25 protein-coding genes are annotated in these 24878 nt (G+C 51.3%); 11 read left to right on the forward strand and 14 right to left on the reverse strand.

The annotated features are described in order from the left end of the window. Window positions 1-150 precede the first annotated feature (150 nt). On the forward strand, window positions 151-561 hold the full coding sequence (locus K3T82_RS17695; RefSeq protein ID WP_220194763.1) for a hypothetical protein: 411 nt from the start codon (window positions 151-153) through the stop codon (window positions 559-561). Window positions 562-708: 147 nt separating this feature from the next. On the opposite strand, the gene K3T82_RS17700 is transcribed toward K3T82_RS17695, so the two are convergent. From K3T82_RS17700 to K3T82_RS17720, 5 genes are all read right to left on the reverse strand, one after another. Next, window positions 709-1359 carry an antibiotic biosynthesis monooxygenase gene (locus K3T82_RS17700; protein WP_220194764.1) on the reverse strand — a complete coding sequence of 217 codons (651 nt, stop codon included), beginning with the start codon at window positions 1357-1359 and terminating at the stop codon, window positions 709-711. Window positions 1360-1567: 208 nt separating this feature from the next. Beyond that, window positions 1568-2158 carry a Holliday junction branch migration protein RuvA gene (ruvA, locus tag K3T82_RS17705; protein ID WP_220194765.1) on the reverse strand — a complete coding sequence of 197 codons (591 nt, stop codon included), beginning with the start codon at window positions 2156-2158 and terminating at the stop codon, window positions 1568-1570. Window positions 2159-2255: 97 nt separating this feature from the next. Continuing rightward, a complete protein-coding gene (gene ruvC / locus K3T82_RS17710; RefSeq protein ID WP_220194766.1) occupies window positions 2256-2804 on the reverse strand; it encodes a crossover junction endodeoxyribonuclease RuvC in 549 nt (182 codons plus the stop codon). A 194-nt stretch (window positions 2805-2998) separates the two neighbouring features. After that, complete coding sequence (locus tag K3T82_RS17715) at window positions 2999-3760, reverse strand: YebC/PmpR family DNA-binding transcriptional regulator (protein ID WP_220194767.1); 762 nt, start codon at window positions 3758-3760, stop codon at window positions 2999-3001. A gap of 312 nt (window positions 3761-4072) precedes the next feature. After that, the gene (locus K3T82_RS17720) at window positions 4073-4798 is read right to left on the reverse strand and encodes an alpha/beta fold hydrolase (protein ID WP_220194768.1); all 726 of its coding nucleotides are present in this window, start codon (window positions 4796-4798) and stop codon (window positions 4073-4075) included. Window positions 4799-5009: 211 nt separating this feature from the next. Between K3T82_RS17720 and K3T82_RS17725 the strand changes: the two genes are divergently transcribed. The 8 genes from K3T82_RS17725 (at window position 5010) to K3T82_RS17760 (ending at window position 10824) form a co-directional block, all read left to right on the forward strand. Beyond that, entirely contained in the window at window positions 5010-5387 is a 378-nt protein-coding gene (locus K3T82_RS17725) for a YraN family protein (RefSeq protein ID WP_220194769.1), read from the forward strand. Between the two features lie 109 nt (window positions 5388-5496). Then, window positions 5497-6027 (forward strand): zinc ribbon domain-containing protein, encoded by a 531-nt coding sequence (locus tag K3T82_RS17730; protein WP_220194770.1) that lies wholly within the window; start codon window positions 5497-5499, stop codon window positions 6025-6027. Between the two features lie 371 nt (window positions 6028-6398). Then, window positions 6399-6947 carry a tRNA (adenosine(37)-N6)-threonylcarbamoyltransferase complex ATPase subunit type 1 TsaE gene (tsaE, locus tag K3T82_RS17735; RefSeq protein WP_220194771.1) on the forward strand — a complete coding sequence of 183 codons (549 nt, stop codon included), beginning with the start codon at window positions 6399-6401 and terminating at the stop codon, window positions 6945-6947. Beyond that, the gene (gene tsaB / locus K3T82_RS17740; protein ID WP_220194772.1) at window positions 6928-7398 is read left to right on the forward strand and encodes a tRNA (adenosine(37)-N6)-threonylcarbamoyltransferase complex dimerization subunit type 1 TsaB; all 471 of its coding nucleotides are present in this window, start codon (window positions 6928-6930) and stop codon (window positions 7396-7398) included. Before tsaE ends, tsaB begins: the two co-directional genes overlap by 20 nt. A 65-nt stretch (window positions 7399-7463) precedes the next feature. Continuing rightward, window positions 7464-7760 (forward strand): hypothetical protein, encoded by a 297-nt coding sequence (locus K3T82_RS17745; protein WP_220194773.1) that lies wholly within the window; start codon window positions 7464-7466, stop codon window positions 7758-7760. Next, the gene (gene rimI / locus K3T82_RS17750; RefSeq protein WP_220194774.1) at window positions 7744-8388 is read left to right on the forward strand and encodes a ribosomal protein S18-alanine N-acetyltransferase; all 645 of its coding nucleotides are present in this window, start codon (window positions 7744-7746) and stop codon (window positions 8386-8388) included. The genes K3T82_RS17745 and rimI overlap by 17 nt, the downstream gene beginning before the upstream one ends. 81 nt (window positions 8389-8469) lie before the next feature. Continuing rightward, complete coding sequence (gene tsaD / locus K3T82_RS17755; protein ID WP_220194775.1) at window positions 8470-9636, forward strand: tRNA (adenosine(37)-N6)-threonylcarbamoyltransferase complex transferase subunit TsaD; 1167 nt, start codon at window positions 8470-8472, stop codon at window positions 9634-9636. A gap of 150 nt (window positions 9637-9786) precedes the next feature. Next, window positions 9787-10824: an ROK family protein gene (locus tag K3T82_RS17760; RefSeq protein ID WP_220194776.1), complete on the forward strand. Its 1038-nt coding sequence runs from the start codon at window positions 9787-9789 to the stop codon at window positions 10822-10824. Window positions 10825-10905: 81 nt separating this feature from the next. On the opposite strand, the gene metG is transcribed toward K3T82_RS17760, so the two are convergent. Beyond that, window positions 10906-12582 carry a methionine--tRNA ligase gene (gene metG, locus K3T82_RS17765; protein ID WP_220194777.1) on the reverse strand — a complete coding sequence of 559 codons (1677 nt, stop codon included), beginning with the start codon at window positions 12580-12582 and terminating at the stop codon, window positions 10906-10908. Window positions 12583-12831: 249 nt separating this feature from the next. Further along, the gene (locus K3T82_RS17770; protein ID WP_236031192.1) at window positions 12832-13854 is read right to left on the reverse strand and encodes a ThiF family adenylyltransferase; all 1023 of its coding nucleotides are present in this window, start codon (window positions 13852-13854) and stop codon (window positions 12832-12834) included. Between the two features lie 273 nt (window positions 13855-14127). Between K3T82_RS17770 and K3T82_RS17775 the strand changes: the two genes are divergently transcribed. Together K3T82_RS17775 and K3T82_RS17780 are read left to right on the forward strand one after the other, a co-directional pair. Then, window positions 14128-14709, forward strand: coding sequence for a response regulator transcription factor (locus K3T82_RS17775; protein ID WP_220194778.1), 582 nt, complete (start codon window positions 14128-14130; stop codon window positions 14707-14709). A 151-nt stretch (window positions 14710-14860) separates the two neighbouring features. Beyond that, entirely contained in the window at window positions 14861-15256 is a 396-nt protein-coding gene (locus K3T82_RS17780; RefSeq protein WP_220194779.1) for a response regulator, read from the forward strand. 110 nt (window positions 15257-15366) lie between these two features. Here K3T82_RS17780 and K3T82_RS17785 read toward each other — a convergent pair whose 3' ends face one another. The 7 genes from K3T82_RS17785 to K3T82_RS17815 form a co-directional block, all read right to left on the reverse strand. Then, complete coding sequence (locus tag K3T82_RS17785) at window positions 15367-16374, reverse strand: ABC transporter ATP-binding protein (protein WP_220194780.1); 1008 nt, start codon at window positions 16372-16374, stop codon at window positions 15367-15369. A 16-nt stretch (window positions 16375-16390) separates the two neighbouring features. Then, a complete protein-coding gene (locus K3T82_RS17790) occupies window positions 16391-17368 on the reverse strand; it encodes an ABC transporter ATP-binding protein (RefSeq protein WP_220194781.1) in 978 nt (325 codons plus the stop codon). Window positions 17369-17387: 19 nt separating this feature from the next. Next, window positions 17388-18479: an ABC transporter permease gene (locus tag K3T82_RS17795; protein WP_220194782.1), complete on the reverse strand. Its 1092-nt coding sequence runs from the start codon at window positions 18477-18479 to the stop codon at window positions 17388-17390. A gap of 20 nt (window positions 18480-18499) precedes the next feature. Beyond that, complete coding sequence (locus K3T82_RS17800; protein WP_220194783.1) at window positions 18500-19459, reverse strand: ABC transporter permease; 960 nt, start codon at window positions 19457-19459, stop codon at window positions 18500-18502. A 1197-nt stretch (window positions 19460-20656) separates the two neighbouring features. After that, window positions 20657-20890, reverse strand: a complete 234-nt coding sequence (locus K3T82_RS17805; protein ID WP_220194784.1) for a hypothetical protein — start codon at window positions 20888-20890, stop codon at window positions 20657-20659. A gap of 23 nt (window positions 20891-20913) precedes the next feature. Further along, entirely contained in the window at window positions 20914-22362 is a 1449-nt protein-coding gene (locus K3T82_RS17810; protein WP_220194785.1) for a peptide ABC transporter substrate-binding protein, read from the reverse strand. A 235-nt stretch (window positions 22363-22597) separates the two neighbouring features. Then, window positions 22598-24352, reverse strand: a complete 1755-nt coding sequence (locus K3T82_RS17815) for a peptide ABC transporter substrate-binding protein (protein WP_220194786.1) — start codon at window positions 24350-24352, stop codon at window positions 22598-22600. Window positions 24353-24878 lie beyond the last annotated feature (526 nt).

The following is a 24878-nucleotide window of genomic DNA, read 5'->3' on the forward strand; positions in this document are numbered from 1 at the left end:
TGTCTGTCCTCGTGCTCCAATATCTGTTACAATCTCTGTGAGCAATACGCTTCTGGTAGGTTATACCCTGGAATGTTTGAGTGGTTTCGTTGGAAGGTGATCTCTACCAGTTTTTACTTTTCCTAATAAAGCAAGCAATCGAGAAAATATATGAACCAGGATGAAACGCAAGACAAAAATGTAAGTAGTCAGGAACAGAGTAGTGATATTCAGCAGCGTCGTGAGAATGCCAAGCGCGTTTTTCGTGAGAGTGGTCTATCACAGATGCTCCAATCTATTAATACGAACCTTTTAAAGGGACGTGGTCGCTTTGAAGAGTACGACACGATGGTACTTTTCCGCTGGGGAACAGGTTATACCAGGCGACATATGTGGATTGAGGTTATAGAAGATACTATACGTTTCCGGCTGCTACCCCATTTGAAGTGTAAAGCAGATGCTCCGATATGCGATGGTGAATACCATACTTTCACACCTCGTATGTGGTCTCAAGAGACCTTTCTCCAGGCGGAACTGAAGAAGTATTATGATCGTCCAGTTCATGAAACCACAGCGGACTAGCGTAGCGATTAAGGAAGGGCGAGGGTGCGTGAAGTGGTACACAGACCTTTCTAATATAGGGTCTGCGCTGCGCTTACGTATAGCGGGTTCAAGGTTTCTGAGCATTGCTATAATGCGTTGCTCACCATTGTTGTGGATCTAGGTGTGTTAGAGCAGATCGAGAGGGAGCGTCTCTAGCTTCCCCCATTGGCGAAGTGTGGTATTGAGGCTTTGCATTTGAGGATGTTGTAAGAAGGTTGAGCGCTCCTCTTCGCTGCTCCAGCTAAAGAGGCTGAAAAGCGTCGTTTGGGGCTCTGTCGAGTGGGAGTTACTCTGCTGTGGTGGAACGGAGGCGCCATCTGTGTCTGTGACGCCATAAGCCAGAAAGGCGAAGGTGAGTGTCGCTTGAATGGTTAAAGGCCTCAGGTGAAGGAGGCACTCCTGGTTGGCATGTCTGAGTTGATGAACGGGAATCGTGAGAAGATTTGCCATCGCGATATAGGGTTGCTGCGCCGCGCGGCTGTAGCCCCAAAGATAATGCATATACCATTGTCGAGGCAAACTGGTGAGCATGTCACCCATTGTCTCGCTCAGAAGTAACTGTGGATTATGGCGTTTGTCCGCGCTCTTCCAGCTGGCCTCGTCGTCCCAGGTGGTGATCAGCAGATAATAGGGAGACTCGCTACGATGCTGATAGAGGTTGGAGGCGATCACACCCGGAGCATTCCGCAGTGTATCGTAGACCAGGCGTATGCGCGTCAGGCTATCAATATCTTGTCCAGGCCGAATTGAGGCCAGTGTGGCTATAATTAATTCCATAAGAGTTTATCTGTACAGATTATAAACCTGTGGCGTTCCCTGATGAAGGTGCGGGTGAAGTTCTCTGGAGTATAACCCAAGCTCTTTAGATTGGCAAGGAATGGTACCAGGACTCCTACCCTATGAGTAGCAAATGGACCACCTTGTTACCCGCTCTACTATGAGCGTGCGAAGGTGCGAAGGGCATAGGTAACCATTTGCTCTAGAGTCAAGGCTTGCTCAGGGGGATTTTCGAGATGGCTGCCTGTGCCTCTGCATTGCTGTAGCCCAGCCCGATGAGCGCTTCCAGAGCTTCGGCCTGAACCTTCCCGGTGGGTACCCCGCTGACTGTACCCGCTGGTACGATACTTGGCAGCTTTCCCTTGAGAGCGAGAATCAACTGGGCTGCCAGGCGTTTCCCTACTCCTTTTGCCATGCCAAGGCGTTGCTGATCTTCGTCGGCTATGGCTTGGTAGAGCGTGGTGGCATCCATAATTGAGAGTAGGGAGAGCGCGACACGTGGCCCTACGCCGCTAATCGCAATAAGCTGTTCAAAGGCGTCACGATCCATCTCTGACAAAAAGCCATAGAGCGTGATGCCATCCTCACGCATGTGAAAGTGGGTGTGGAGGCCAACCTCGGTTCCGGTCTCTCCTAAGTGGCTGATTGTGGTCGCGGGTGCGAAAACTTGAATCCCAAAGCCACCCACACGTATGAGAGCGTAATCGGGATGGCAGGCTTGCAGCGTTCCATGAATGCTCTTAATCATCGAAAATCGCGTGTGAGAACCCGGATATAGCTCGATTGCGGGAGCAAACACGCACTCCTTTCTTACCATTCAGCCCTGCATAGGGAGTGTTTTGATCTTGAGAGCGCCCCCTAAGCCGCCATCGCATGCGGGGGAGGCGCGCTGTATGCTAGCGATTGTAGCCAGTGTACGTCGCAAAGTTGCGAGCGAGTGGAAGGGTATTTAAATGGCATATCGCAATCGCGGCGGCGTCCGCAGCATCATCTGGGCGAGGAACCGCCTGCAATTTGAGGAGTATGCGCACCATCTCGCCGACCTGATCCTTGGGAGCATCTCCATAGCCTGTGACCGCAAGTTTGACCTGTTTGGGCTTATACTCGGCAACAGAGAGCCCGCCATTCGCCAGGGCTAGCATTGCCACTCCTCGCGCATGCCCAACCGACATCGCAGTCCGGGCGTTTTTTGCGAAGAACAACTCTTCAATGGCGGCTTCCTGTGGGTGAAAGGTTGAGATAATGCCGCTAAGGTCAGTATAAATGGCCTGCAAGCGTTGAGCCAGCGGCATTTTGGCCGGAGTAGTGATGACATCACAGGCTAGTAAGCTCAGGTTGCTGCCCTGAGCCATCACTACCGCGTATCCCACAATGGCAGTGCCGGGATCGATACCCAGCGCGATGCGCGGACGAGGGTTGGATGCTTGATCGCGAGCGGTATCCATCTTATGCCTCGGTTCCCTTCTCTATATTTGGCCTAACTCCTTATGTGAAACCTGAGCGCGTTCTTCTTAATACGAACACCAACGTCGCTGCCGCGACTAGCGCTGACTCCATGCGGAGGCACGGCGCGCTCAGGTTTCACATAAGGAGTGTGCGCGAGCTGCTGATCGGGCAGCGTTGGTTTTCACATAAGACCTTATTGATAGGAGGCGGCGAACTCCTCGGGGAAGTCGGCGTTAGTATGCACATTCTGCACGTCGTCCAGATCTTCGAGCTTATCAATCAAGCGCATCACCTGGTGAGCCACTTTCTCATCGGAGAGGTCGACCTTTGTTTTAGGGATCATCGAAGTTTCGGCCTTCATAACCTTGTAACTGTGCTCTTCCAGGCCGCGGCGTACATCTTCCATATCTGAGGGATCGGTATAGATGGTGATGGTCTCGCTGTCGGGTTCTACTTCCTCGACTTCGTCAGCGCCCAGGTCAATCGCCTCAAGCGTCAGTTCGTCGGGGTCCTTGCCTATCAGTTCGACCTCGATAATGCCCTTGTTCTCGAAGAGCCAGTCAACACAACCGTTCTCACCCATGTTGCCACCATTACGATTGAAGGCGTTGCGAACTTCGGCGACGGTACGGTTTCGGTTCTCCGTCATTGTCTGGACGAGGATGGCGGTACCGCCAGGACCATACCCCTCATAGGTATTCTCTTCCAGGTTCATACCTTCAGAACCACCGACAGCACGCTTAATGGTGCGCTCGATGTTATCGAGTGGCATATTGGCGTCGCGAGCGCGCTGAACTGCCATGCGCAAGCGGAAGTTTGCTGCTATATCACCGCTTCCACCCTCACGCACGGCAACAACGATTTCGCGTCCCAGGCGGGTGAAGAGTTGACCACGGCGTGCATCGTTGACGCCTTTAGAGCGGCGAATCTGCGCCCATTTTGAATGACCTGACATATCGTTGCTCCCTAGTTTGAACTTACCCCATATTCGAAAACCTGAGCGCTTTCTTCTTGCTACGACCCTCAACGTTGCCTGAACGGCAGCTAATGCTGCGTGCTCAGGGGTCGATAAGGAGTTCGCGCTATAGCCGCGGCAGCGGCATTGGTTTTCACATAAGGCCTTAGTGTACGACTGACATTGTAGAAATATGCCTCAAGCATATATACTTGCTTGTTTTTGAGTGTTGCTGGCTTATTGTAACACGAACGGGAGTCGAGCGTCGAGGGGGAGAGCCGCCTTTCTCTTCTCCTCAATCTGCGCCTGAGCTTACATTTCGTCCTCGATTGTTTGGAGCCACTCCGCGATAGCCTGGTTGGTAGCTTCCGGTTGTTCATACATAACATAATGACCCGCGTCCGGAAGGATGCGCAGGGTCGAGCGCGAAAGATGTTGTTGAAGATATGTGCTGTACTTTGGAGGGGTGAGCCGGTCCTCTTCGCCGCAGATAATGAGCGTTGGAAGCGTAATTTCGGGAAGTTGGGCCATAATGTCGAATGTATTGCAGGCAGAGAGATCACGATAGAGCATATTTCGATCATTGGGGTCCTTCTTACCCAGCAGGCTCGGCGCGAGAGCGGTTATGTGCGCGGGCGTAAGGGCAAGCTCGGTCAGGCGCTGGCAGGCCTCTACCGGCGTAGAGCGCGCCTCCTCTAGAAGCGCTGGGTGAACGCGTAGACGCGCTCCGCTTCCCACCAGGACCAGCCCTGCTAGTTCAGGGCCATGCATAGCGGCCAATGTCAGCGCTATAGCCCCTCCAAGCGAGTGCCCAACTACAACTGGCTGTTGAAGCCCAAGTTCTTCCTTAATGATACTATAGGTTGCCTGAGCATAGTTCAGCACGTTGGTTTCGTATGGTAGGGTATCGGGACGTGAGCCGTGACCGGGCAGGTCGAGCGCGACTACCTGCTCTTTCCCCCGCCGAAAATATGCATGCTGTGCGTGCCAGACACTGGCATTGTCGCCTGATCCATGAATAAAGATTAGTGGTCGCATGGCGATTCCTCTTTCTTTGAGTGCTCCTAATTAAGAGAGCAAGCTATCATCTTTGATGCCTTCTGCCTGTAGTATACAACGCTCAGGTTTTGTGTAAGAATAGAAGATATTGAATGATGGTAAGCGTAGTTTTTGCAGCTGAAGCTAGGATGCTGACACAACATTTTACGGTGGTGTTTCGTAGTAGCTTTGAGAGGGGATGGTGGTAGTTATGATGGAGCGAAAGGTTTCGCGCCAGAAGCTAGGCTCGCTAGGCGAAAGTCTGGCGGCAAGTAGATTGCAGGCACGCGGGTATTATATTGTTGAGCGCAATTTCCGTTGCCCATATGGTGAGATTGACCTGGTAGCGGAAGAGGGAGAGGATCTTGTGTTTGTGGAGGTCAAGACTCGACGTGGGACTGCTTATGGTTTGCCTGAAGAGGCGGTAGACTGGCGCAAACAGCGTAAATTGATCCAGGTCGCGTACTACTATCTTAACCAGTACTCCTGTAGTGAGCGTTCATGGCGCATCGACGTGGTCGCTATCGAGATGAACTCGGGGCAACCTGTGGATATACGTATCTATAAGCACGCTGTCACCGAGGGGTAGGCTGGTAAAAATAGACAGGTATCAAAGAAATACTATAGAATATAACAGATGTGCAGGTCACTTTTAAACATACCTGACACTCAATTTGGAGGCTTTGATGAGCGATTTTATGGAATCTGCGAAGAACTTCTTAAACACTGCTGTGAGTCGCACAAGCTGGGAAGCGCAAAAGCAGATGCGGGTACGTGGCAAGCAGGGCGAGATTGATAAACTGCTGGAGCAACGTCTGCGTTTATTGAATGATCTCTCGATCACTGCTATGAACCTGTATCAGCAGGGAGCCTTGACAGACGCGCAACTCTCGCGCCTGTGTGCGAGTATTATTGAGCTTGATCATGATGTGAAGCAGCGTGAAACGCAGTTAGAGGATTTGAAGAAAGAGGTCTATGCTGCCGACCAGTACGCTCCAGGCAACCCAACTAATTATACGCCTCCTCCAGTGAATCAGAACGACGCGAGCGCCAACTCTACTGTAGGTGCCCAGTCAGACACTCCACCGCCTTCTACCAATTCTAACGCTAGCTATCAGCCAGGTACTGGGAATCCGGGAGCTCAAGGTCAGACGATTTGTCCAAACTGCAAAAGTGTTGTGCGCCCCAACGCGCTCTATTGCCGTGGTTGTGGTGCCAAACTGCGCTAGTGGTGCTGAGCATGAGGGCCCTCTATCATGTCTAGATAGATTGGAGTGAGTTTGCATAGAGCGTGAGATGTCAAAGCAGGTAAGGTGGATTGTCTCGAGGTAGCATAAGCAGCATATGTGTATGCAGTATGCTATAATGAGTTACCATTTCGCCTTGCCTGCGTAAAGAAGCTTGCTCTTTATCTGCAAACCTGAGCGCGCCGTATCCCTGCAAGAGGGGCAGTGCCAGCCGTGAAAGCGGCGTTGATTTTATACGTGCGCGATGTGTTGGGTGGTTTGCGCAGAGACGAAGCTCCTTCATGCATGAAGGATGGGCCATGTTTCCACTATACTAGAATATGTGGCGTGTGCGCCGCATTGTGGTGAAGGTCGTGACTGAGTATTTACCAAGAGAAACTTTTGAAATTATAAGTCAGAGTGTTGAGCAAACACAACATATTGGACAGTGTCTGGGGCGTCTCCTGCAAGGAGGCGAACTCCTCCTCTTTGAAGGACAACTGGGGACTGGGAAAACGACCTTTACTCAGGGATTGGCAAAGGGATTGGGAATTACAGCTACGATTAGTAGCCCCACCTTTACGATCCTGAAGGAATATGCTGGACGGTCCAGGCCAATGTCGTCGCAGGTTGAGGGAGATGGATGTCCGGGCCCTGCTCTCTACCATTTTGACCTGTACCGCCTGGAAGATCCCGATGAGGTGCTGGACCTGGGCTTTGATGACTACTTTACTGGTTCGGGCGTGTGCGTTATCGAGTGGTCAGAGAACGCGGATATCTCCTGGCTCGCCGAGCGCCTTGCTATTCATATTCAAGTCTTAAATGAAACCGAGCGCGCCCTGCGGTTTATCGCCACCGGGTCGCGCTATTGCGAACTGCTCTTGCAGTTACAGAAACAAATCTATGCTTCTACTGGCTTTTGATACTTCGACACGGCAATCGAGCATCGCGCTTTCCTCTGAAGAGGCCTTGCTTGGTGAATATATTTGGAATGCTGGCAGTAACCACAGCGTGGAGCTACTAGCAAGTATGCGACGTCTCCTGATAGATTGTCAGATTACGTTGCCTGAGGTTGATGCGATTGCTGTTGCGACGGGTCCTGGGATGTTCAACGGGGTGCGTGTGGGCGTTTCAGCGGCCAAGGCTCTGGCTTTTGCGCTCCAGAAGCCGCTGTTGGGCATAAGCACTTTAGATGGTCTCGCGGCTCAGCAGTACTACTGGCGAGGTCCTATCTGCTCGATTCTGGAAGCGGGCCGAGGGGATCTCTACACGGCAACCTATCGCTGCATTGAAACCTCAGGAGATGAAGGAAATATATACTTCTCTATAGAGTGCATAGACGAGCCGGGATTACTGCCCCCCCCCAACTGGTAGAGCGTCTACGCGCCAACGACTCTCAACGCGCTGCCGAACAACAGCCATATCTCTTGTGTGGCGAAATGAAAGCGCCTACGCGTCAGAGTTTGCGGGCTCTCCTTGGTGAACGGGGACACTTTGCGCCTGTTCAGGCATCTTCGCGTCGAGCCTCTACTCTGGCATTATTGGCCCAGCAGCGCTTACGCATGGGCCAGCACGATGATCCACTAGCACTTGAACCCTTGTATCTACGGCGCCCATCGATTACCAAAAGCACACGCAAGCAAGCGTTGCTTGCGGGAGCGGCGCCAGCCGAAAATGAGGCCACACAAGCGGTCCAAGATACAACAGAAAGGGAGAAGGGTGCGTTACGTCATTGATCCGATGACGATGGCCGATGTGCCGCGCGTCATTGAAATAGAGCGCCTTGCTTATCCGTCAACCTGGCCTCCGAGCGCGTACCGCAAGGAACTACAGGATAATCGCTGGGCGCATTATATTGTGTTGCGTGATAAACATATATTGGACAATGGGCAAACGGCGCTTGTTGGACCATCGGAGCAGGAGAAGCCGCGTAAGAGTCGCCTCTTTCCCCTCTCTTTACTGCCAAACCGTCCTGCTATCTCGAATCCGGTGCCGGAATTAGCGGCTATTCTGGGTTTCGCGGGACTCTGGCTGATGGTTGATGAGGCACATATTACAACCATTGCTATGCATCCCGAGTTCCGCCGCCTGGGATTGGGTGAATTTCTTTTGGTGAGTTTGATCGATATTGCCTATGAGATAGGTGCAAAGTGGGTCACGTTGGAAGTTCGCGTCTCCAATTATCCAGCTCAGAGCCTCTATCGCAAGTATGGTTTCCGTGAAGCTGGCGTCCGCCATCGCTACTATAGCGATAATCAGGAGGATGCGCTTATCATGTGGACAGATGAGATTCATTCTACAGCTTATAAAGAGAAGTTCACCGAACTGAAATCGGCCCTCTTCCAAAGTCTGGCTGACCGCTAAGTGAATCATGTGAGTGGGGTGTTCTCTGTCGGAGGGCTAACGTGAGCGGTATCTCTATACTGAATTCAGGATTACTATTCTATGCTTGTACTGGGTATTGAAAGCTCCTGTGACGAAACAGGGGCGGCGCTTATTCAAGATGGGCGCTATTTGCTCTCAAATGTGGTTGCCTCACAGATTGAGGTACATAACCGCTATGGCGGAGTGGTGCCGGAGGTGGCTTCTCGCCAGCAGTTGAGCGCTATCATTCCTGTGCTGGAGACCGCGTTCGCGCAAGCGGGCTGTCAGTGGGAGGATGTGGATGCGATTGCGGCGACGTATGGGCCTGGCCTTGCGGGTTCGTTGCTGGTTGGCTTGACCGTGGGGAAATCTCTGGCGCTCGCACGTAATCTTCCCTTTGTAGGCGTCAATCATCTGGAAGCACATATTTATGCCAACTGGCTACGCCAGAATGAGCAGCCGCGCGAGGCTGATATGAACTGGTGTGAAGGTGATCCTGAATTTCCGCTTATCTGCCTGGTTGTCTCTGGCGCTCATAGCGAACTGGTCCTGGTCCGAGACCATGGGCAGTATGAGTTGTTGGGGCAGACGCGCGATGACGCGGCGGGCGAAGCCTTTGACAAGGTGGCCCGTATCCTAGGCCTGGGTTATCCTGGTGGACCCGCTATTCAGCATGCGGCTCAGCAGGCTGAAGATGCCTTACAGCGGCAAAACAAGCCTATTAAGCAGGCGCGGAAAGCATATCTCTTGCCGCGAGCCTGGCTGCGTGGTACCTATGACTTTAGCTTTAGCGGTTTGAAAACGGCCATGCTGCATCTGGCAGAGGGCGCTACACAGCTCGCTCCAGAGCAACGCAGCACTGGGCATTCTGGTCAGGTAAGCCGTTATGTGCGTATGGGTGAGCAGTCCGCGCAGGGCGGTGCGCTCGATGTTGGCTTGCTAGCCTCTAGTTTTCAAGAAGCCATTGTTGATGTGCTTGCGGTCAAAACGCGTCAGGCAGCGCAGGAATACAAGGTAAAGCAGGTCTTGCTGGCTGGAGGAGTGGCCGCGAACGCAAGTTTGCGTGAGCGCTTGCGGCGGGAGTTAGCTCCATTGCATGTACAGGTCAGTTACCCTCCAATTGAGTTTTGTACTGATAACGCTGCTATGATCGGGAGCGCGGCCTATTTCCATCTGAAGGGTGGAGAGCGGCATGATTTTGATCTTGACGTGCAGCCAGGCTTAAGTCTACCCTTTGCGCAAAGATAAGGTCTTATGCGAGAACCAACATCGCTGTTGTAGTGAGCGCGGATTCCATCTATGAGAACTCGAATGTGTCAACGCTGGTCACGGAGCGGCGTTAGTATTCGTAGAAATGTGATCGTGCCCAGGTTTTCGAATAGGAAGTGAATAGTGAACATGGCAAAACAGAAATTGTATGCTCTCGGGATTGACCTGGGGGGAACGAAGACGCTGGCCGCTGTCGTGGATGTGCAGAGCGGCGAAGTAATCGCATCTACGCGGAAGCGGACGCGCGCTGAGCGCGGCCCAGATTTCGTGAGTCAGCGCACTATCGAACTGGCGACCACGGCCATTCGGGATGCGAATCTAAGTGGCGATGATACGCTTGTTGCCATTGGTGTTGGGGCGGCTGGCATGATTGATCGCCAGAATGGGGTCATTATTGATGCGCCCAACCTGGGTGTACGCAATATGCAGTTGGGTCAGATCCTACAGAAACAATTTAACGTGCCTGTCGCCGTGGGTAATGATGTTGAGGTGGCAGCGCGCGGTGAGTTCCTCTATGGCTCTGGGCGGGGTTATAGCAATTTTATTTGTGTGTTTGTAGGTACGGGCATTGGTTCCGGTATTGTGCAGGATGGTCACCTCTATACCGGCAACACGGGAACTGCGGGCGAAATTGGGCACATGGTGATTCAGGCTGGTGGGCGTATCTGTGGCTGTGGCGGGCGTGGTTGTCTGGAAGCATACGCCTCACGAACGGCCATCACGCGCGCGATTATGGCAGAGATTCATCACGGCCGCCCCTCGGTGTTGGCTGATGATGCTCAACGCCAGTTAAAACAGGGTGAGACTATTATTCGCTCAGGTATTCTAGCTGACGCCATTCGCAAGAAAGATGAATTGACGATTGAGATGGTGGAGGAGGCCGCGAATTACCTGGGAATAGCGCTTGGCAGCATCATTAATGTCTACAATCCAGAGAGTGTCATTCTAGGTGGTGGGGTGATTGAAGCTATTGACCTCCTCTTTGAGACCGCCGTCCATCGTGCTCGGACTGTGGCTCTGGCAACGCCCGCGCATCGCACACCTATCCACAAAGCGAAGCTTGGAGACTTCTCAGGTGTTGTGGGGGCCGCCTGTATGGGGGCTGCTGCTGCCGGATACCAGATTGAGGCCGAGGAACAAGATCTCGGTAAGAATAACAAGAAGTAATATTGCCATAAGAATGAGGGCGAGAAGGTCTATGATAGACCTTCTCGCCCTCATTCTTATGGTGCTAAACTCAGGGATGTTTTAACCTACCGGGGTTTCAGCCTTGTCGACCTCTAGTTTGGGGAAGAGTGGCGCGGGCTTGGGAAGTGTAATTCCCGCCGCAACGGTTTCTTGTTCCCATGCTTGCTTGCCTGCCTCACCTGTAAAGCCCAGGTACTCATGCAATTTTTGTGAGGAGAAAGGTAGATAAGGGCAGAAGAGCACACGTAGCGCGCTCAGGACCTGAAGCATTACATAGATGGTCGTGCCAGCAGCCTCGCGGTCGACCTTAATCTGTTTCCAGGGAGCCTGCTCATCCAGATAGCGGTTCGCGGCGCGAGCCACAACCATCGCTGCCTGAAGTCCATCTTTGAGATGGCACGCCTCAATGTGTTTCGCCACCTGCTCAAAGCCCCGCTCCACCTCTGCTAGTAAAGCCTGATCTGCTTCGCGTAGTGGCAGTGGTTCAGGAACAACCCCACCGAACTTGCTCTGTAGGAAAGTCAGGGTGCGATGGACGACGTTACCATAGGTCGCTACTAACTCGTCATTATTGCGACGAATCATCTCATCGAAGGTGAAATCGGTATCACGGCCCTCGGGGGAGGTCGCTGAAAGGTAATAGCGCAGAGTATCGGCACTATACTGGTCGAGCACATCGCGCGTCCAGATCACATTGCCTCGGCTGCTTGATGCCTTGGCACCGCTCATGGTCATAAACTCATTGGCTGGAACATCATAGGGCAGGTTACGGTTGCCATAGCCCAGGAGCATGGCAGGCCAGATAATCGCGTGGAAGGGAATATTGTCCTTACCAATGAAGTAGTAAGATTTGACTGGAGGCTCAGTCTGCCCAGGGACCCACCATGTCTTCCAGGCATCAGGCGTGCCCTGCTTCTCAGCCCATTCTACGCTGGCTGAGAAGTAGCCAATGACCGCGTCAAACCAGACATAGATGCGTTTATCTTCATAGCCCTCGATAGGAATGGGGACGCCCCAGTCCAGGTCACGTGTGATGGCGCGTGCGCGCAGACCCTCTTTAATCCAGTTGAGTGCGAAGGCCAGCGTATTTGGTCGCCAGTGTTCCTTATTCTGAAGGAGCCAGGCGTGAAGTGGTTCCTGCAATTTAGGCAGGTCCAGGAAGAAATGCTCAGTCTGTCGCATTTCAATTTTGCTGGTCTTGCTCCCACAGAGGCGGCAGCGAGGATTGATCAGGTCAATGGGATCGAGCGTCTTCCCACAGTTGTCGCATTGATCGCCCCGTGCCGAGTCGTAGCCACAATGGGGGCAGGTGCCTTCGATATAGCGGTCAGGGAGGAAGCGGCGATCAGTGGGGCAGTATGGAGACTCCATACTCTCTTTAAAGATGTAGCCTTTATCGTGCAGAGTAAGAAAGAAGTCTTGCGTAATGCGATAATGGTTCTGAGTGCCTGTCTCGGTAAAGAGATCCCAGGACATGCCCAGGCGCTCCCAGACCTCGCAAATTTGCTGATGGTAGCGTGCGACGAACTCGCGTGGGGTAATGCCCTGGCGTTCCGCGTCGACGAGGATAGGTGTTCCATGCTCATCGCTACCAGATACCATCAACACCTGATTCCCTGCCATGCGATGGTAGCGGGCAAAGGTATCCGCGGGAAGATAGGCGCCGACAATCTGTCCAACATGTGTTGAGGTTTTGGCATAAGGCCAGGCGACGCAAACGAGAATATGTTCATTCATGAGATATTTTGAGTCTCCCTTGTATGTGCGAAATTGGTGCACCATGCTAACAGCTCAGGATTCCTCGTTGCCTGTGGGCCACCCGTTGGGGTTAAGGGGATGGTGGCGAGAGTGCCAGCAGCACTCTCGCCACCATCCCCTTAACCCCAACGAAGCGCTTGCGCCGAGAAGCGTCCAACAGTGGGAAAACTGAGGTGTTACCTGATGTGTGGTGGTCGCGTGAGCCAATCGACGCGACCTGGGCAAGTCTCACATGCCGATAAATCGGGCATAGATGGAGCGGGCTACCTGTTCGTCATCGGTCCCTTTGATAATGGCGCGTGCATCAGGAAAGAGCGTCAATTCGTAGCCATCGACAGCATAGCGCAGCAGAAAATCATTATACTGCACCTGCCCTGCCGCTCGTAAGCGCTCAGCTAGCGCGGCAAAATCCAACCGTCCTCCACTTTTACCAAAAGTCGTGCGTACCTGTACCGCGTTACGACCACACAAACTAGTTGTAACAGACCCCACTTCGGCATCGAGAAATGTGTAATGGTGCGCTCCACAGGCTGGACAATCTGGCTGGCGTGGTAGTGTGATTCGTTCGGATGTGTTCTCCCAGAGATCCATCCAGAACAGATCGCGGCTGATGGCCTCACTGTGAAGAAGGATCTTTAGCGCTTCCGTTGAGGCCACACCTGTGATTGCCCCGACAATCCCATTGAGCACTCCCGCTGTATCACAGGTTGGTGTTGTTCCCGGTTCAGGAAGTTCGGGGAAGACACAGCGTAGGCAGGGCGTCTCGCCTGGTAGAATATTCATCGTTACCCCATAAGAAGCGATAACGCCGCTATAGATCCACGGGCGCTGGTGTTTAATACAGGCATCATTCAGCAGGTAACGTGTCTCAAAGTTGTCTGTAGCATCGAGCACTAGATCGCTCTGACGTACTACTTCTTCAATACTTTCGACATTGATGTCCTCGACGCGAGCCTCAAGGGTAACCTCGCCATTCACCTTTTGCAGCTTCTCAACGGCGGCAATGGCTTTGGGAATGTGTCTGTGCACATCATCCTCATCAAAGAGTATCTGGCGTTGCAGGTTATTGAGTTCGACATAATCGCGGTCAGCGATGATGAGACGCCCGACCCCTGCTCGGCAGAGATTATTGGCGAGAACTGTTCCCAGGGCACCACAGCCAATGATGGTAACCGAAGAGGTGCGCAGTCGCTCCTGTCCTTCTTTCCCGATTGGACCAAAGAGAGTCTGACGTGAGTAGCGTTCGAGCATCACAATCTTCCTTCTGCTCTGCCTTCTAGCGATGGTAGATCGCGGAAAATGGTACGCATTTCCCTGTATTTTAACATACATCTTCCCTCTGGTATACGATCCTATTTGAGCCTTCTGGGATAGTACTCCTAGACCATCCATTGTCATGAATATCGCTTTGTCCCGGGTTTGAGGCATCTGAGGGCTCATTTGGAGATATAGTTCAAGTTGCTGCTTTTAGCTGCATGGTGTAGCATAGAGAGAGATGAATACTAAGTCAAAATGGAGGAGTCGGTGGTCAATGGTGATCTCGATTTCAACTATGGTAATGCAAGTTGGCAGCAGAACGGAACTGTGCTACAATGCAGGCAAGGCAGTAACTTTCTAGAGCCTGTAACCAGTACGTTGTGCTTTTTGATGGGAAGTTTTAGAAGTAGCGGGAATGCCATGAAAAAAGTATTGGTTATTGATGATAATCCGACCATTGTAGAGCTCATCAAATATGCGGTGAACCTCCAGGGATCATACCAGGTTGTGGTTGCATATGATGGGGTGCAGGGGTTGGAGCAGGTGTATGCTGAGCGTCCGGATTGCGTGATTATTGATGTCAAGATGCCCCGTATGGGGGGATACCAACTGGTCCGTTGCCTGCGCGGAGATGCACGCACCTCTGATATTCCCTTGATTATCTTAAGTGCGATGACACGTGAAGAAGATCAAATGACGGGGCTGCTCTCTGGTGCTGATGAATACCTGACAAAGCCATTTAAACCTACGGCCTTGAATGAGGCAATTGAACGGGTTCTGCGTATGACCCCGGCTGAGCGCCAGAGCCGTGCGGATTACCTGGCACGTACGCAGACCGAGTACGAATAGTTGAAGCGCTTTGAGCATAACATCAGCCATCGCTAAAGATGGTCTTTTCCTCTAGTCGATGCCTCGCGAGGCAGTACGGTGAATCATTGTGATCCCGTGTCGGGGGCATTGCTTCCGTCAATGTAATGTTAGAGCGTATAGGTTTCAGACTGTGCGTAGGTTAAGTATTCTGCTCGTCGATAGTGAAGAGTACGCATGTGAGAAATTGCGGCGTGCTGTCGGAGATCAATTCACTGTCCAATGCGTGTCTTCGCTGCAAGAAGCGAAGCAGGCACTTGAAGCGTCGATGCCTGATATCCTGATTACAGAGTTTCAGTTTGGACAGGATAATGGGTTGGAATTATGTCGCTACGTGCGGAGTAATGCCTCGTTATCTTCCCTTCCAATTATGCTTCTCTCTTCCTTCTCAACTCTCCAGGACAAAGTTGCGGGCTTTGATGCAGGTACAGATGACTATGTAGTTAAGCCTTTTGATGCTCACCATTTGTTAGCTCGCTTGCGTCTCTTACTACGCATTAAACGCCTTGAACGTCGCTCTCATGTCTAATAACCCTCTCTCTGCGTTTCGTATAGTAAAATATTTAGCGAAAGAAAAAGGGCCTCCCGCGCGGGGGGTCCTTTTTCTTTCTGTCTATTGGAGACGGGAGATGAACGATGCTAGCCGGGGAAGTGGCATGCCGCGTAATGGTTAGACTGCTTCTCCTCCAACATGGGAATTTGCTCGCGGCAGATGGCCTGAGCTTTCCAGCAGCGAGGATGGAAGTTACAGCCGCTAGGAGGATTGACCGGGCTAGGCACATCGCCTTCGAGGATGATGCGTTTGCGCCGTGACTCAATCAATGGATCGGGCACAGGAACCGCTGAGAGGAGGGCCTGGGTATAGGGATGGAGAGGCGTTTCGTAGAGCAATTCGCTCTTTGCCAACTCTACAACGCGTCCCAGATACATCACTGCTACGCGGTCGCTAATATGTTTGACAACGGAGAGGTTGTGCGCGACGAATAGATAGGTCAGGCCAAACTGCCCCTGAAGGTCCTGAAGCAGATTGAGCACCTGAGCTTGAATCGATACGTCGAGCGCTGAAACTGGCTCGTCCGCTACGATGAAAGAAGGGCGTAGTGCCAGAGAGCGAGCGATACCAATACGCTGACGCTGACCACCGCTGAACTCATGCGCGAAGCGGTTGACATAGAGCGGATTAATACCTACGACCTCAAGCAGGCTTGCAACTTCTTCCTGGATCTGTTTGGCGTTACCGCGTTTAAAGTTTTCCAGGGGCTCCGCGACGATCTGCCCGATGGTATAGCGGGGATCAAGGGAGGCATATGGATCCTGGAAGACCATCTGCATCTCCGCGCGTTTGCGGCGCATGTCGTTTGGTGAGAGCTTTGTCAACTCGACACCATCAACTTTGACTGTGCCTGCGGTTGGCTTAATCAGCTGGAGAATGGCGCGACCAGTGGTGCTCTTGCCACAACCGCTCTCGCCTACCAGACCGAGAGTCTCACCACGGCGGACGAACAGATCAACGCCATCAACGGCTTTGACCGCGCCAATCTGTCGATTAAGCAGACCGCCTTTAATTGGGAAGTGAACCTTTAAGCCCTTGACATCAACGAGCGTGGTTCCTATTTTCTTTTCTTCTTGTACTTGCTGTTGTACCATGGTCTTTTTCTTCCCCTTAGTTTGGATAGAAGCAGGCTGCCACTTGTTCGCCGCGTCCAACTGGCTTGAGGACGGGTAATTCCTGGTGGCAACGGCTCTGTGCACGTGGGCAGCGGGCTGTATATGGGCAACCAGTGGGCGGATTCACAAGGTCGGGTGGCTGTCCCGCGATAGGAGTTAAGCGTCCCCCACGTTGATCGTCGAGACGGGGAATAGATTTGAGCAGGCCAATGGTATAGGGGTGGGCAGGGGTGTCAAAGATCTGCTTTACAGGGGCGGACTCTACAACGTGCCCGGCGTACATCACATTTACGTGCTGACAGGTACCCGCGACCACACCCAGGTCATGGGTAATAAGCATAACAGCGGTTCCGAATTCCTGTGAGAGGCCCTTCATGAGTTCGAGAACCTGAGCCTGAATGGTCACGTCCAGAGCGGTTGTTGGCTCGTCCGCGATCAAGAGTTGTGGGTTACAGGCCAGCGCAATAGCGATCATGACACGTTGGCGCATGCCACCACTAAACTCGTGTGGATAATTCTTGGCGCGTCCTTTGGCGTCTGGAATGCGCACAAGGTCAAGCATTTCAACAGCTCGTTTCCATGCCTGGTCATTAGTTACATCTTTGCGGTGGCGTTTGACGGTCTCCGCGATTTGATAGCCAACACTAAAGACTGGATTGAGCGAGGTCATAGGATCCTGGAAAATCATAGAGATTTTGCTTCCGCGCAGGTCGGTAAGCTCATTCATATTTTTATCCAGAATATTTTCGCCATTAAAGTTAATCTCGCCATCAACAATTTTGCCTGGAGGGGTAGAGATCAGGCGCATGATAGAGAGCGCTGTGACGCTTTTTCCGCATCCACTCTCTCCAACGATGCCAAGTGTTTGACCGGGCTGGATCGAGAAGGACACATCGTCAACGGCCTTTACAACACCGCTGCGGGTGAAGAAGTAGGTTTTCAGGTTTTTAACATCCAACAGATTAGCTGTCATCGTTCTGTTACTCCGCTAACTAGTCTTTAGATCGTGGATCGAAGGCATCACGTAGGCCGTCACCCAGGAAGGAGAAGCTCAGGACAATAATGGTCAAGACAATTGATGGCATGAGAACTTCCCAGGGATGTGTATCGACCAGGTTGGAGGCATCATAAATCATCAGACCGATACTGGAACCGGGTGCCTGTACACCCAGACCGAGATAGCTCAGGCCAGCTTCACTGATAATGGTTGTACCAAGGTCGAGAGTTACCTGCACGATAACAATGCTAAACAGGTTGGGTACGATATGGCGCAAGATAATATTGAGGTCGCTGGTGCCAGTGGTGCGGGCCGCTTCCACGAATTGCTGTTCGCGAAGTTGAAGCGTCAGGCCGCGAACCTGGCGTGCCATAAAGGGCCAGCCGACAAGCGCCAGAGCGATTGAAACAAGGACGAGACGAGCATTACCATTGGCCCCGATCAGAGGTACTTTGCTAAATACCTGGTCTGCCGATGAGCCAAAGATGCCAGCAAGCAGAATCGAGAAGAGCAAGCCGGGGAAGGCAAACATAATGTCGGTGAAGCGGGCGAGGAACTGATCTATCCACTTGCCATAGAAGCCCGCGAGAATGCCGACTGATATACCGAGCAAAACATTAATGATCTCAACGATGACGGCGACAACCAGAGAGATCAGCATGCCCTGCATCAGGCGGGCCAGGAGGTCACGGCCGAGGCCATCAGTTCCCATCCAGTATTGACCACTTGGATCCTCGTCCTGACGATCCAGTTCCTGGTTGAAGGGGTCATGATACTTCTCAGGCCCGATAGCCCCGTGTGTGGTGCTATTGTAGGTACTGCCTATGTGTGTGTAAATGGGTGGTCCAAGGATAGGTAATAGGATAAAGAAAATAAGCAACCCCAGGCTCACCATCGCACGCTTGTCACGGCGTAGACGGCGCAAGGAATCCTGAAAGGGGGTTGGTGATTTCTTTGCCTTGCTCAGATCAGGATGTGTTCCGCCAGTACCAGTTGTTTCAACCGCGATTTCAGCCTGCATTGGTGAGGTGGTATCGGGTGCGATCATACCTGGGGAGGCATCCTGGTTTTTGTCTCTTGTTTCCATAATCTCGTGTCTCCTGTCTCCTACTCGGCTTTGATGCGTGGATCTACAAGCGTATAGAAAATATCCGACAAGAGGTTGCCGAATACAACACAAGTGGCGAATAGGACGGTTGTAGCCTGGATGACCGGATAATCGCGGTCTGTTACCGCGGTCAAACCGGTGGCACCGATGCCCGGGATATTGAAGATCTGTTCAATGAAGAACGCTCCAGCGATGATGGTGCCAATTGCAAGGCCAAGCACCGTCATGAGCGGGATCAGAGCATTGCGGAAGGCGTGGCGATAAATAACTATGCGCTCTCTTAAGCCTTTCGCGCGAGCTGTGCGAACATAGTCCTGGCGAAGTACTTCCAGCATCGTTGTACGTGTCAAGCGTGCGTAGAAGGCGAAGCCAAGGGCCGCGAAGACAATAATAGGAACAAGTTTGTACTGGATGTCGTCCCAGCTATAGCTCCATACTGTTCCCCAGTTGGCTACCGGCCAGGGATAGCCAGTTACTTTGTCAAGCCAGACGACGATGACTTGTACGAAGATGGCGAGAATGAACGATGGTAAGGCCCAGAAAATAAGAGAACCACCCATGATCAAGGTATCGAGCCAGCTATTGGCTTTTAACGCTGAAACAATGCCCAGAGGAATGCCCAGGAGCAGCGTTAGCGCTAGAGCCCAGATACCTAGTTCTGTTGAAGCTGGAATACCCTGGAGAATGATCTCAGAGACGGGCTTTCCCTGTGTGTGGAATGAGTAGCCGAAGTCTAGTCGGAACAGACCACTGAGGAAGTTCCAGTATTGTTGATACCAGGGCAAATCGAGGCCGTATGCATGCTTCAATTGAGCATATAATACGGGGTCCTGGTGTTGTCCTAAGAGGGCACGGATGGGATCACCTGGAGCATAATAGCCGAAAATGAAGGTTATGAAGGTTACACAAAGAATCACAAAGACGAGCCCAACTAGCCGCTTTACGAGGAATTGAACCATGTTGTACCCCTTACTCCCTACTCGAGGTTTTGTGTACTAGCTCTCTATCTGAAAACCTGAGTATATTTGGCTTTCGGAGAAGACCTAGGTCGACCAAGGAGGTCATGTGTGAGAAATCTAGTTTGCTTGCTTACTGTACGTTATCTATGAAACGGCACCTATCCATAGACAATCTCCAATTATGACTACCCATGCATGGCTTTGGATAGTTGCTGTCTATTGTAAGTTAGGCTGAAGCGTATGTCAAGCTAACTCTTTGAGATAGGAGTGTAAATGATGAGTGAGAGTGTAACAAAGATTTGTCTCCTCTCATAGTATTCATAGGAATTTTTGCTCTACTTGCAATGTGATATAAAATGCAATAGAAGCTAAGATGCTGCTCCTTTCCAAATCGATACCTTCCTTCAAGGCCACATCTAAGATGTTATACACAAGAAGTTATGTAGTTGATAGCGACTATGCTCTCTTTATGGAAACTTGTGAAGGATGTATCCTGACTCGGCGAGCCATTTTTAACTCATATGAACTATCATCTTTTTACGTGCTTGATATCCCCATGTGATGAGGAGTCAGGCTTGACATATATTTTTTATAACCTGCTATCATTGTAGAACGCATGCTAAAATGATGAGTTTGTATTGGTTTTTGGCTCGTGCACCATTTCCAGAGTATCGAGCATCCTCCTTTTCTGAAAACCTGGACGCGTGAGTGCTAGCTTTCAACAACAGCGTTGGTTTTCGCGGAAGACCTTCTCCTTTATAAGAAAACCTGAGCGCGATTTGTTAATACGACCATTAACGCTGCCTTACGGCAGCTAGCGCTGACGCGCTCAAATGGTCATACAAGGAGTTCGCGCTAGCCGCCGATGAGGCGGCGCTGGTTTTCGCATAAGACCTTTATTTTCTCATCGCGAGAAGCATATATTTGGCAGGGCTCTATATACAATACGCTCAGAAAAACGAAATTCTCACAATCTGTTAGCAGCTTATATGGAATTATCGACTGCATGATTGGCAAGCGTTGAGAGGATATATTTGTCTACCAACCTCTGGTTTCTGAAAATATTATAGTGATGCTGTTAGTAACTGTCTAAGAGATGCTTTGCTCCCTCTCACCCATAAATATCGGGAATAGAATGATTTCTGATCGCTTACCATATAGGACGTTTGTCTTACGTTTCTGTGTGAAGGTAGATGATTATTGAGGATTGGAGCAAGCCTGTTTTGGGGAAATTGAGATACCCGCCCAATCATTGGGCGCGACGATGCTAATGGCATTAAAGGGGAAACCATGTACGCAGGGGTTCAAAACGACCATTGACATAAGCTGTCCCTCGGGAAGCCAGGCAACCTCCTCAACCAGTTGTTGTTCTATTTGCTGATACAGTTGAGTTCGTTTGTTGTCATCTGTTTCAATATCCGCACTGCGCATGCGATTTTGATTGTTCTGTTGGGCTAAAGCCGTGCGGGAAGTGTTTTGCCCATAGTTCCAGTTATTGGCGTGGGCGTCTTTGCCAAAGAGCGCGGTCGTCCAATCATGGGGTCTGCTACGTTAGCGACCCAACTATTTTCCCACATCATGAGCCCATGAGGGTTATGGCGAGTAGCTGGAATGGCAGCCTGGAAGGAGGCGAAGTTGACGTGGTCGAGTTTGACATGAATACCGAGCACGGAGTTCCATTGCTGTTGAATTGCTTCAATGTTTTGTTTGCGCCGGGTTGTTGTATAGGCGCTGGTAAGGCGCAGTGGTGGAAGCGTTTGACGTGTCAGCCCCTCCTCTTTTAGTCCCTCATTAAAGAGTTGTTGGGCCTTATGTTGATCACCATGCAGACTTTGTATGCCAGCGGGTCCGAGAGCATGCGAATTATATTTGGGCAATCCTTTGGGAAGAATATGATTTGTCGGCATGAGAGTACCTTTATTAATGTTCTGGGTGAGCTGAACTTTATCCAGGGCCAGCGCGAAGGCCTGACGAATTTTTATATTATCAAAGGGGCGAGCAAGGTAATTGAATGCTATATATTGCGTCCATAAGAGAGGTGTTCTATGTAACTGCATCTTGTCAGCCTTGCTCACTCGCGCCTGATCGGTTGTAGAGATAGTAGCGTAGCTTACCTGATTATTTTGATATGCCTGATAAAGTGCTTCGCTACTGGGATAGAAAGGCATAATTACTTCGTGAAGCTGAGGGTGTGGTCCATAATAGTGTGGATTCGCTATAAAGTGGATGTCGCGTGTATGGGTATAACTGGAGACCTGAAATGGGCCTGCTCCCGCCCCTTCTGGTATATGTTCTGTCCATGTTTCTTTGTACCGTTCAATAAGTCTGGGATTCACGACATATGAGGTTGGATAGGTGAGAGCGCTGAGAAAATATGGGGCCCCTGTTGTCGTAATTATTTTGACGGTCATGGGGTCTGGAGCGAAGAGGCTGTCTCCAATCAGAGTTTGTACGTTACCACTATCAAGCTTTTCCGCATCCTTGATGAGGCCAAGATAGAGCATTGCCACGTTTGATCCTGTTTCAGGTTGAAGAGCACGATCGATGCTCCATATCACGTCATGGGCTGTGAGAGCGGTGCCATCGCTGAAGGTCAGGTGAGGGCGCAGACGGAAGGTCCAGATGAAGCCATTCGTGGTTGGTTCTCGGGCATAGCTCTGGGCAAGCTGGGGCTCAACTTCTAGTTTGTTATTGAGTTGCACCAGACCTGTAAAGACCATTTGGATAGCTTGACTGGAGTAGCCATCGCTATTGAGAGCCGGGTCAAGAGTTGTAATATCTGAAGTGCCTGCTATGGGCCAGATGAAAATCTGCTTGTCTCTTGCTTGCTGTGAATGTGCATCTGATCTGGGATAGATCCAGTTGGTGCAGAGAATCAAGAGAAGACAGAGCAATGTGAACATGAAGGAGAGCAGGCATCTATCTCTTCCTGAATACACTTGTAGCCTCTGTTATGAACCAAGCTATACCTTTAGGATAAAAGACATTCTTTCTTTATTGTCATAATTTGATGAAAATAAATATGTGCATATATGAGCCGGAAGGGGGATAGACGGATCTGTTCTGGCAAATGAGGCGCTTAAGAATGGAGCCCACACTGGTTATTACCAGCGCGGGCTCGCTTTTTAGTAACGGTTGTTACTTATAAGAGTTGGTATTGCCGCAGGTGGCGTCGGTGGATTTGTAGAGGTTACTCCAATCCTGAGGAGGCGTTAGACCCTGGGCATTATCGATAACACCTTTGACACAGGTCTTGAGCACATAGGAGCTCTTACGCTGCAACCTGGGAATCCAGGCGGCATCTTCGACGAGCTTCTGCTCAATCTGATTGTACTGCTGCATGCGCTCGGTGGCATTCTGATTACCATCGGCGGTTGCCATCAAGGCCTGTATCTGCAGCTCTGCGGACGCTTCTTTGGACTGGTTCTGACCGAAGTTGCTCTGGTTGTATGTCGAGTCTTTACCGAAGAGCAGGCTGGTCCAGTCCTGAGGATCGGGATAGTCCGCGATCCAGGCAATGGCCCACATCTGGAGGCCCTTGGCGTTGTTATGCGCGGCGGCGGTATCATCGAGGAGCTTATTGAAGTCCTCATCGTTGATCGTTACGTTGATACCGAGAGCCTCTTTCCACTGACTCTGAACGTACTGGAACTCGTTCTTCGCGGTCTGTGAGCCACTGGTCGCAACTGTCAGGGTTATGGCGGGGAAGTTGGAGAGAGTGTAACCCTCTTCCTGCATACCTTGCTGTAGGAGTTGTTTGGCGAGTGCCTTATCTCCCTTGGTGCCTGTGACACCAGCGGGGCCCTTGAGGTTCTCGTTATAACCAGGCTGTCCCTGAGGAACAATATGGTTGGTCGCGATACGTGAGCCCTTATAGATGCTGTTCGCGAGCGTGTCTTTATCGATGGCGAGCGCGAAGGCCTGGCGAATCTTGATGTTATTGAATGGCTTGACCAGGAAGTTCATCGCGTAGTAGTCAATTGCTAGCTGTGGAGCCTGGCGGAACTGCCCGTTGGGGAGGGTTCGGGCCTGGTCCAGGTTGGCAGTTGGGACACCAGCAGTGTCAACCTGATTGGATTGGTAGGCTTTGTACGCGGTCTGAGGATCTTTGTAGAAGGGGTTAACAACTTTCTTGAACTGTGGCTTGGGGCCCCAGTAATTTTTGTTAGGTACAAAGCTGATCTGCTGCCCGCTAATGTGCTGGTCGAGGATGAATGGGCCAGAGGCACCGCCTTCGTTAAGGTGCTTGAAGTAGTCAGCATCGCCATACTTCTCGGCAAAGCTCTTCTCTACCACATAGGAGGTCGAGTATGTCAGGGCGTCGAGGAAGTACTGAGCGCGCTGAGTGGTAACGATCTTGACCGTGGTGGGATCGACGGCGAAGAGGCTGTCATTGATCAGGGTCTTGACTTTGCCAGTGTAGCGCTTGTCGGAGTCTTTGATAAGCGCCAGGTAGGCTGGAGCAACGGTGGATTTGAGCTCTGGCTTGAGAGCGCGGTCGATGCTGAAGACCACATCATCAGCGGTGATGGGGTTGCCGTCGCTGAACTTGATGCCATCGCGCAGTTTGAAGGTCCAGGTTAGTCCGTCTTCTGATGTGGTCCAGGACTGAGCCAGCTCACCATAGACCTCTAGCTTGTCATTGAGCTGAACCAGACCCACAAACATCATGTCAATGGCGTCAATAGATGCGGAGTCAGTTGAGATAGCAGGATCGAGTGTCGCAACATCGGAGAGTCCGGCAATGGGTGAAACGTAAATCTGCTTGTCTTCCGAGGCTTTGTTGCCAGTGGTGGTGCCGCCTGAGTTGCCGCCGCAAGCGACTATGAGCATTGCCAGCAGAATCAAAATCGCCGGGAGAAACTTTCCGGCCAGTTTCTTGCCAGGTTGCATCTAAATACTCCTCATTAGAAGGACAGTACGTCTGAGCATTTCCACAAAATGTCGACAGCATCATGGAGTTGCTCTTCAAGGTGATGCCTCCCCTAATAGAGGGGTGAGGAGACATCCTTGAGATCCTTTGAGCTAGTGCTCTGGTTCTATCTGTAGTAGAAAAAGGTAGTCATGGATTGACATCAGCGACCCGGTAAACGCTATTTCTGTGCATTAAGTTAATGCGAGAAATAAAAATCGAAACGGAAATTACACTTCGTATGTAAGACGATATCTTTAATAACTTCACGTCTCTCGAATATGTACGAGTCGCTGCCGCCTTTCCCTCTTTTACTAAACAGATTGGGGCCCAAAAACATAACTCTTGTGTGTAATTACGTATGGCGCTTACGGAATCTCTCATCGATTTCAAGCAAAATCTGGCAAAATCTCTTAAAGTAGAGGTTTTTGGTCTGTATTGTCCTGGGAAATATGCCGTTGCTGGAAGGCTTATGCTGGCAGATAGTGTACCTATAGCGCGGGGTAA

The organism is Ktedonospora formicarum (genome assembly GCF_016587355.1).
Lineage (GTDB): Bacteria > Chloroflexota > Ktedonobacteria > Ktedonobacterales > Ktedonobacteraceae > Ktedonobacter > Ktedonobacter formicarum.

Coding starts and splice junctions, on each gene's coding strand:
- K3T82_RS17695 (WP_220194763.1), top strand. CDS start 151: ATGAACCAGGATGAAACGCAAGACAAAAATGTAAGTAGTCAGGAACAG.
- K3T82_RS17700 (WP_220194764.1), bottom strand. CDS start 1,359: ATGGAATTAATTATAGCCACACTGGCCTCAATTCGGCCTGGACAAGAT.
- ruvC (WP_220194766.1), bottom strand. CDS start 2,804: ATGGATACCGCTCGCGATCAAGCATCCAACCCTCGTCCGCGCATCGCG.
- K3T82_RS17715 (WP_220194767.1), bottom strand. CDS start 3,760: ATGTCAGGTCATTCAAAATGGGCGCAGATTCGCCGCTCTAAAGGCGTC.
- K3T82_RS17720 (WP_220194768.1), bottom strand. CDS start 4,798: ATGCGACCACTAATCTTTATTCATGGATCAGGCGACAATGCCAGTGTC.
- K3T82_RS17725 (WP_220194769.1), top strand. CDS start 5,010: ATGATGGAGCGAAAGGTTTCGCGCCAGAAGCTAGGCTCGCTAGGCGAA.
- K3T82_RS17730 (WP_220194770.1), top strand. CDS start 5,497: ATGGAATCTGCGAAGAACTTCTTAAACACTGCTGTGAGTCGCACAAGC.
- tsaB (WP_220194772.1), top strand. CDS start 6,928: ATGCTTCTACTGGCTTTTGATACTTCGACACGGCAATCGAGCATCGCG.
- K3T82_RS17745 (WP_220194773.1), top strand. CDS start 7,464: ATGAAAGCGCCTACGCGTCAGAGTTTGCGGGCTCTCCTTGGTGAACGG.
- tsaD (WP_220194775.1), top strand. CDS start 8,470: ATGCTTGTACTGGGTATTGAAAGCTCCTGTGACGAAACAGGGGCGGCG.
- K3T82_RS17760 (WP_220194776.1), top strand. CDS start 9,787: ATGGCAAAACAGAAATTGTATGCTCTCGGGATTGACCTGGGGGGAACG.
- metG (WP_220194777.1), bottom strand. CDS start 12,582: ATGAATGAACATATTCTCGTTTGCGTCGCCTGGCCTTATGCCAAAACC.
- K3T82_RS17770 (WP_236031192.1), bottom strand. CDS start 13,854: ATGCTCGAACGCTACTCACGTCAGACTCTCTTTGGTCCAATCGGGAAA.
- K3T82_RS17785 (WP_220194780.1), bottom strand. CDS start 16,374: ATGGTACAACAGCAAGTACAAGAAGAAAAGAAAATAGGAACCACGCTC.
- K3T82_RS17790 (WP_220194781.1), bottom strand. CDS start 17,368: ATGACAGCTAATCTGTTGGATGTTAAAAACCTGAAAACCTACTTCTTC.
- K3T82_RS17795 (WP_220194782.1), bottom strand. CDS start 18,479: ATGGAAACAAGAGACAAAAACCAGGATGCCTCCCCAGGTATGATCGCA.
- K3T82_RS17800 (WP_220194783.1), bottom strand. CDS start 19,459: ATGGTTCAATTCCTCGTAAAGCGGCTAGTTGGGCTCGTCTTTGTGATT.
- K3T82_RS17805 (WP_220194784.1), bottom strand. CDS start 20,890: ATGCGCAGTGCGGATATTGAAACAGATGACAACAAACGAACTCAACTG.
- K3T82_RS17810 (WP_220194785.1), bottom strand. CDS start 22,362: ATGTTCACATTGCTCTGTCTTCTCTTGATTCTCTGCACCAACTGGATC.
- K3T82_RS17815 (WP_220194786.1), bottom strand. CDS start 24,352: ATGCAACCTGGCAAGAAACTGGCCGGAAAGTTTCTCCCGGCGATTTTG.